Genomic DNA, 5,668 nt, shown 5'->3' with positions numbered 1-5,668 from the left:
CAGACGACATAGCCGATCAGGAAGATCGCCAAGGCGGTCAAGGTTTTACCGACCGTCACACTGCGGTGGCCGGTCATGGTTTTGCCGTCCACCTCGATCGTATCTTCCGCGGAAAAGAGCTCATACCCCCAGGCATCCTTGATCAGACTCCCAATACGGGTGAGCCATTCTTCGAGGCGGTCGGATAGCGGCAATTCTTTCTGTTGTTGTTTGAATTCATCCCGCCATCTCTCCATGAACCTGGCCGCTTCATCCATTCGGTGCAATGCCCTGGTGTAGGCCTCTTCTCGCTCGTGAAAAGTCCGAGTGAGGTCTTGCAGTGTGGCGCGAAACGGCGCCGACGAATGGCGCAGGCGATTCTCAACTTCGCTGATTTGGCCGGATATGATCCCGGCCTGCTGGCGCAAGTAATCCCGGGACGCACGAAAATTGTCGAAAAGCGGAGTGAATCGTTCGTAGGCTTCCCGTGCTTTCCCCGGCTCGGACGTATGAACGATGACAAAGCGGTTTTCCCACAATTGGCGCTCGCCTCCCACGACGTTCATCAGTTGCTGCAACAGATCGCTCTGTGACACCAGACTGTCCATACGCGCTCGGGCCAGCTCAACCGCCGCCTTCGCCCGGGATATGGCCGGCGTCTCCTCTACCGAGTCCTTTCCTGCCGTCTGTTTGCTTCGGAGTAGCTCCAATCGCCGCTCGGCCTGCTGAACGGTCTGGGACTGCTGCTGTCGCTCAACGAGCGACTGTTCCAGCTGCTCCTCGAAACGCAAGTGTTCCTTCGCCAAACGGGTTCGGACTTGCGCGAGGTCTTCTTCACTGAATATGACGTGAGGAGAAATCTCATCGAGCTGCCGCTGTTCAAAAGCGAGTCGGGCTTTGGTGCCGGTCAATTCTTCCTCCACCCGCCGTATCGAGAGTTGCGCCGCTTCCAGGAGGACGGATGCGGCCCGAGCGCGAAGAGCGGCGAGCTCGTAATCTCGGCGTTCCCGACCGACCTGTCCGGGGTCTTTGGCTGTTTCCAACCGTTCCGAAGCCTGCCGTAGCCGCTCTTCGGCGGTCGCCAGCGCGTCGCGCGCGTGCTCGAATCGCAACGCGAGTAATCCACGTTGGGACTGCAGGCCTTCGTCGGCAAGTTTGAGGGAATACACGGTATCCCACAATTGGTCCGCGAGGAAAATCGAATAGGGTGACGGCTCGGGAAACCCTTTCCACTCATTGTTGGCGCGGATGATGTCGGCGTGCCGCTGACGCGCCTCGGTAAGCCGCTGAAAATCGCTGAACTGCTCGTCATATCCACGAACGATCTGCTCCAACAGCCCCTGCCGTTCCTGCTGCTCCTCTCGAGCCCCGCCGGTCGCGCTCTCGGATGCGAGAGATTCCTTCAAGGCATTCAGGTCCCTTTGCGCTTGTTTGCGCCGGTCGCGGAGCGCCGCCACATCTATTTCGGGCGACTGAGAGACCTCATTCGCCCCTCCATCCGCTTGAGAAGCCGGCATCGTGAGATTCGGCCCGGCGGCATGAGTGGATTGCGGAAACAACGAAACCAATCCGGCCAAGCCCAGCCCGAAGGTCAGGATAAGACGTAACTTGGCAGTGGAAGAGCTGATGATGGGCAAAAGAGCCTCCGCAGGCCGCAATGAGTGCGCGGACAAGCAATGTGTAAGAGGGACAGAGAACTCCGCCGCCAAGCATACTAAGTGACGAGATAGTGTTTCACCGTCAAAGCGACGATCCGTGAACGTCGAAGGGCCGATGTGCGGGTAAACTGAGGCGTCGCGTTCGCCCATCAGGAGAGGCACACGATGTTTGCAACTTCGGCGCGGACTAATCGCTGAGACGATCTGTCACCTCTGTGCATTCTAATACCCGCTTCTCATAACCATACTAGGATAACCCCTTAGTTATTGGTTCACCTCAATGGCAATCCCTTTGTGGCAGGGAAATCACTATGGACTACACCACGTGACAAGTCATATCAAAACCCTATTGCTCTCATGATGGACGTTTAGACAATGACCGAGTTACAACATTGTCCTGAATAGAGCGCGAAGGACCAAGTAATGACCGACGATGTAGCGGATGTGGCCGTCGTGGGAGCCGGCGCGGCCGGACTGACCGGCGCAATCGCCGCGGCGGAAACGCTCGCACAAGGCGGAACCTCGGGACGGGTGCTTTTGCTGGATGGGGCCAAGCAGCTAGGAGCAAAAATTCTGGTCTCGGGCGGCGGGCGTTGCAACGTCACGCACGAGGCCATCACTCCAAAGGATTTTTTCGGGAATCGAAACATCATCCGAAATGTTCTCGCGGCGTTTCCAGTCGAACGGACGATCGCATGGTTTAAGTCGTTAGGTGTCGATTTAAAGCGCGAACCGACAGGCAAGCTATTTCCCATTACCGACGACGCGCGCACGGTACTCAATGCATTGCTCGATCGTGCTCGAGGTGTCGGTATCACCGTCCGTCCGAACCATCGTGTAAGCGAGGTCACGACGTCAGGCGCCGGGTTTCTGGTGCGGCACAGTCACGGCGTGACCCAGGCATCCCGGGTTATGCTCGCGACAGGCGGTCGGTCGTTGCCGAGGACCGGCAGCGATGGCTTCGGATATCGACTGGCTCGTGGCTTCGGCCATCGCGTGACGCCGACCGTGCCGGCCTTGGTCCCCTTGATACTCGCTCGCTCCATGTTTCACTCAATGCTCTCCGGCCTATCGCATGACGTGGAACTGATCGCGCTGGTGGATGGCCGAGAGGTCGATCGACGGACCGGGAGTTTACTTTGGACCCATTTCGGGATCAGCGGCCCCGTGGTCATGGACGCCAGCCGATTCTGGACCTTGGCGACCAATCGAGGCGCGCAGGTTGATCTGTACGGAAACTTTGTTCCAGGCAGGACATCGGATGAGTTGAAGGAGTGGTTTGTGGCCCAAGCGGCTGACCATCCCAGACGTTCACTGGCGCGAATACTCTCGATCCTGGTCCCGGATCGATTGGCCGAATCGCTTTGCCGCCATTGTTCATGCAACCCTCAGGAACTCATGGCCCAGGTCGCGCGTCGTGACCGAGAGCGGTTATTGAGCGCTCTGGCGCGGTTCCGATTTCCTATCGAACGGGACCGCGGATGGAACTTTGCGGAAGTCACAGCCGGCGGCGTGCCGCTGGAAGAAATCAACTATCGCACCATGGAGTCGAAACTGGTTCCAGGACTCTATGTGATCGGAGAGTTGCTCGATTGCGACGGCCGCATCGGAGGGTTCAATTTTCAATGGGCATGGACGACGGGCTGGCTGGCCGGTCAGTCGGCGGCGCGGAGCTTTTCAGCCACGAAGGTTCCACCTCGCAGCGTATGATCGGATAGCTCGTTCCCTTCTTCGGCTTCGATTCTCCTGAGCCGAAGATCACCACACGCCCGCCTCGGCTTCCGTACAGATCTTGGCCCGAGAAAGGACTCGATACGATACGTCTTGTTCCTTCACATTCGGCTCATTGGAAGGCAACATCGTCACCTGGAGTTTTTCGTCGGCGAAGGTATCATCGCGGGTCCGCAAGACTCCTTCGCGATTCAACATTTTGACCGCGTTCGTGCGTGAGACAATCGGTGGATATTGCCTGAATTGATCCGCAGAGACATATGGCACCTGGATGGTTACGGGTCGCCGTTTGACATAGATAAAGTCGCGCAAGCTTTCATCCATAGCGGTCTTCAATGTGACTACCACCGAGCTGGCGTCTGGAATCTTGCCGATCGAGATGACATATAAGGGTTTGACATCGGGCGGAGCCTCCTTGGCACCCGTGGCAACCACGGTAGGAGCCGTCAACAGCTGCGTCGTTTGATTGATAGCGGGAGACCTCACACCGACCTTTAGATTTGTGATGTCGCGATCGGACACATTTTCCAACAGCAGCTTTATTAACACCCACGCTTGCGGATCAGGCGCCTCCGCGCGCCCACTCGGGACGGATTGCTCCTCACGGCGGATGCTGCAATCCGACACGAGATTGCGCTTTTCGAAGAAATAGAGTGAATTCATACCCTGGGGCTGGATTCCCCGTTCATAGCTATAGAAGGCCACGCCGACGTGAATCATGGTCGGCCTGAACCAAGCCACGACAGTCGGGAGGACAAACGGGACAAACGCTGCGAACAGCCCAATAAGGACGATCTTATTGAAGACGCTCTGACCCAAGAACCATTTCCAGCACCGCTTCAGCCAATCCATGAAGACCTCACACCAAGTGTTTTACCACCTGACACATCCTAAAACATAGGTTCCACCATCACCATCTCAACTCCCGGCACAGGACAACGTGTCCAATCCGGAATGGCTTGAGCTGAATCGAGGCACACCTCAAGAGACGAACTATGCGTGGATGGGGAGTATTATTGAGGAACCACCGAAGGTCCCGTAGACACGAAGCCTTATTGCGGCTTCGGGCCGCAAACGCCTGAAGCCGTCAATATTCACGGTAGCGAACGCTCTGCGGCATGGTTTACGTCAGTCCCGTGTATGCCGGACATGTCCATGTTGCTTCATCCGTCAGCCTCTCCATATCAGCTACCACACCGCTCCCCATCGTCGAGAAAGCAGTCCACCCTTCCGGTAACACCGGCATACCACCTTGACCATTGCCGCTTCTCACGTCATGTTATGTTGAAGCGCCCGCATGCGGACCCATGGAGCAAAAGGCTGAAGAACGGTCATCGGAGACGTCTCGGCGGATCTCGATCCGGTGGAAGGTCTTGCAAGCTTTCGGCGCCCTCTTCATCGCAATGGGCGTTTTCGTCGATTGGCCGCCTCCGCAGGATGCCGGCCTGCCGGACACGCCCTCGTTTCTTATCATTCTGGGCGCGCTTCTCATAGCGATTGGACTTATGATTGCACTCCGGAGAGAGGAGTAGACGCATGTCAGCGAAGCGGGGTTCTAAATCTACGGGCTGGAGAATGAAGCCGGTTAACGAATGCCCGCCTGGAGCTGTACTGCGCTCACGCCATATGGGCTGAAGAAAGCCAACACCTTATCACCCACCTTGAATTGAGCACTGAGTTGCGTTTGTTGCGTCAGGTTCAGAATGTGGAGCTGCCCTTTCTCGTCTCGAATGACCATCGTTCCTGGAATACCAGCTGTGAGGGAGACAACTTCTCCTTGAACCGGCGGTAGAGCGAGAGTGGGATTGGGAAGGCTCACCATTATCATGGCCAGAAGTAGAAAACCGCTTAGCGTTGTGCTTATAAGCCGGCACATGGCAATTCCCTTCTCGTTGTGCTGCTCAGTCTACGTGAGCAGCATGAGTAGTAAAGTAGTAAATAGGTCTTCTCGGTTTACCGGTCTCCGATAATTGTATCAGGATGTCTGCCATTTAGGCACATTTGACGCGAGGGTCCACTATTCAATTTTGACCCGTCGGTTGAAACCGACATATGTGCTGGTGAACAATTATTCCCAATGCGCTGTTAAAGATCCGGTCACTCCAAACGAGCTAGGAACAGACTTCCACATGATCACTTCCACCTTCTGCTTACTTCCTGGGATAGGGCGCACCACCGAACGGCGATTGTGGAGGGAAGGGGTCGTCACCTGGTCTGATTTCCTCGCGACCTCGTCCGTTCGTGGCATCAGTGCAGGTCGAAAGGCGCTGTATGACGAGGGCATCTCGGAAGCTCACGCG

At 56.5% G+C, this 5,668-nt stretch carries 4 protein-coding genes; 1 reads left to right on the top strand and 3 read right to left on the bottom strand.

Annotated features, from left to right (window positions below):
- On the bottom strand, nt 1-1,616 hold a 1,616-nt coding region (locus ACOSYY_RS06825; protein WP_421661517.1), incomplete at its 3' end, for a coiled-coil domain-containing protein.
- Nucleotides 1,617-2,060: 444 nt separating this feature from the next.
- Here ACOSYY_RS06825 and ACOSYY_RS06820 point away from each other — a divergent pair.
- A complete protein-coding gene (locus tag ACOSYY_RS06820) occupies nt 2,061-3,347 on the top strand; it encodes a BaiN/RdsA family NAD(P)/FAD-dependent oxidoreductase (protein ID WP_421661516.1) in 1,287 nt (428 codons plus the stop codon).
- A gap of 48 nt (nt 3,348-3,395) precedes the next feature.
- Here the strand turns inward: ACOSYY_RS06820 and ACOSYY_RS06815 are convergent, their stop codons facing one another.
- Both ACOSYY_RS06815 and ACOSYY_RS06810 read right to left on the bottom strand, forming a co-directional pair.
- Nucleotides 3,396-4,220: a hypothetical protein gene (locus tag ACOSYY_RS06815; protein WP_421661515.1), complete on the bottom strand. Its 825-nt coding sequence runs from the start codon at nt 4,218-4,220 to the stop codon at nt 3,396-3,398.
- Nucleotides 4,221-4,953: 733 nt separating this feature from the next.
- Nucleotides 4,954-5,244: a hypothetical protein gene (locus ACOSYY_RS06810; protein WP_421661514.1), complete on the bottom strand. Its 291-nt coding sequence runs from the start codon at nt 5,242-5,244 to the stop codon at nt 4,954-4,956.
- Nucleotides 5,245-5,668: the final 424 nt, after the last annotated feature.

The organism is Nitrospira sp. BLG_2 (assembly GCF_049222245.1).
This window is presented reverse-complemented; position numbering and strand designations above follow the sequence as displayed.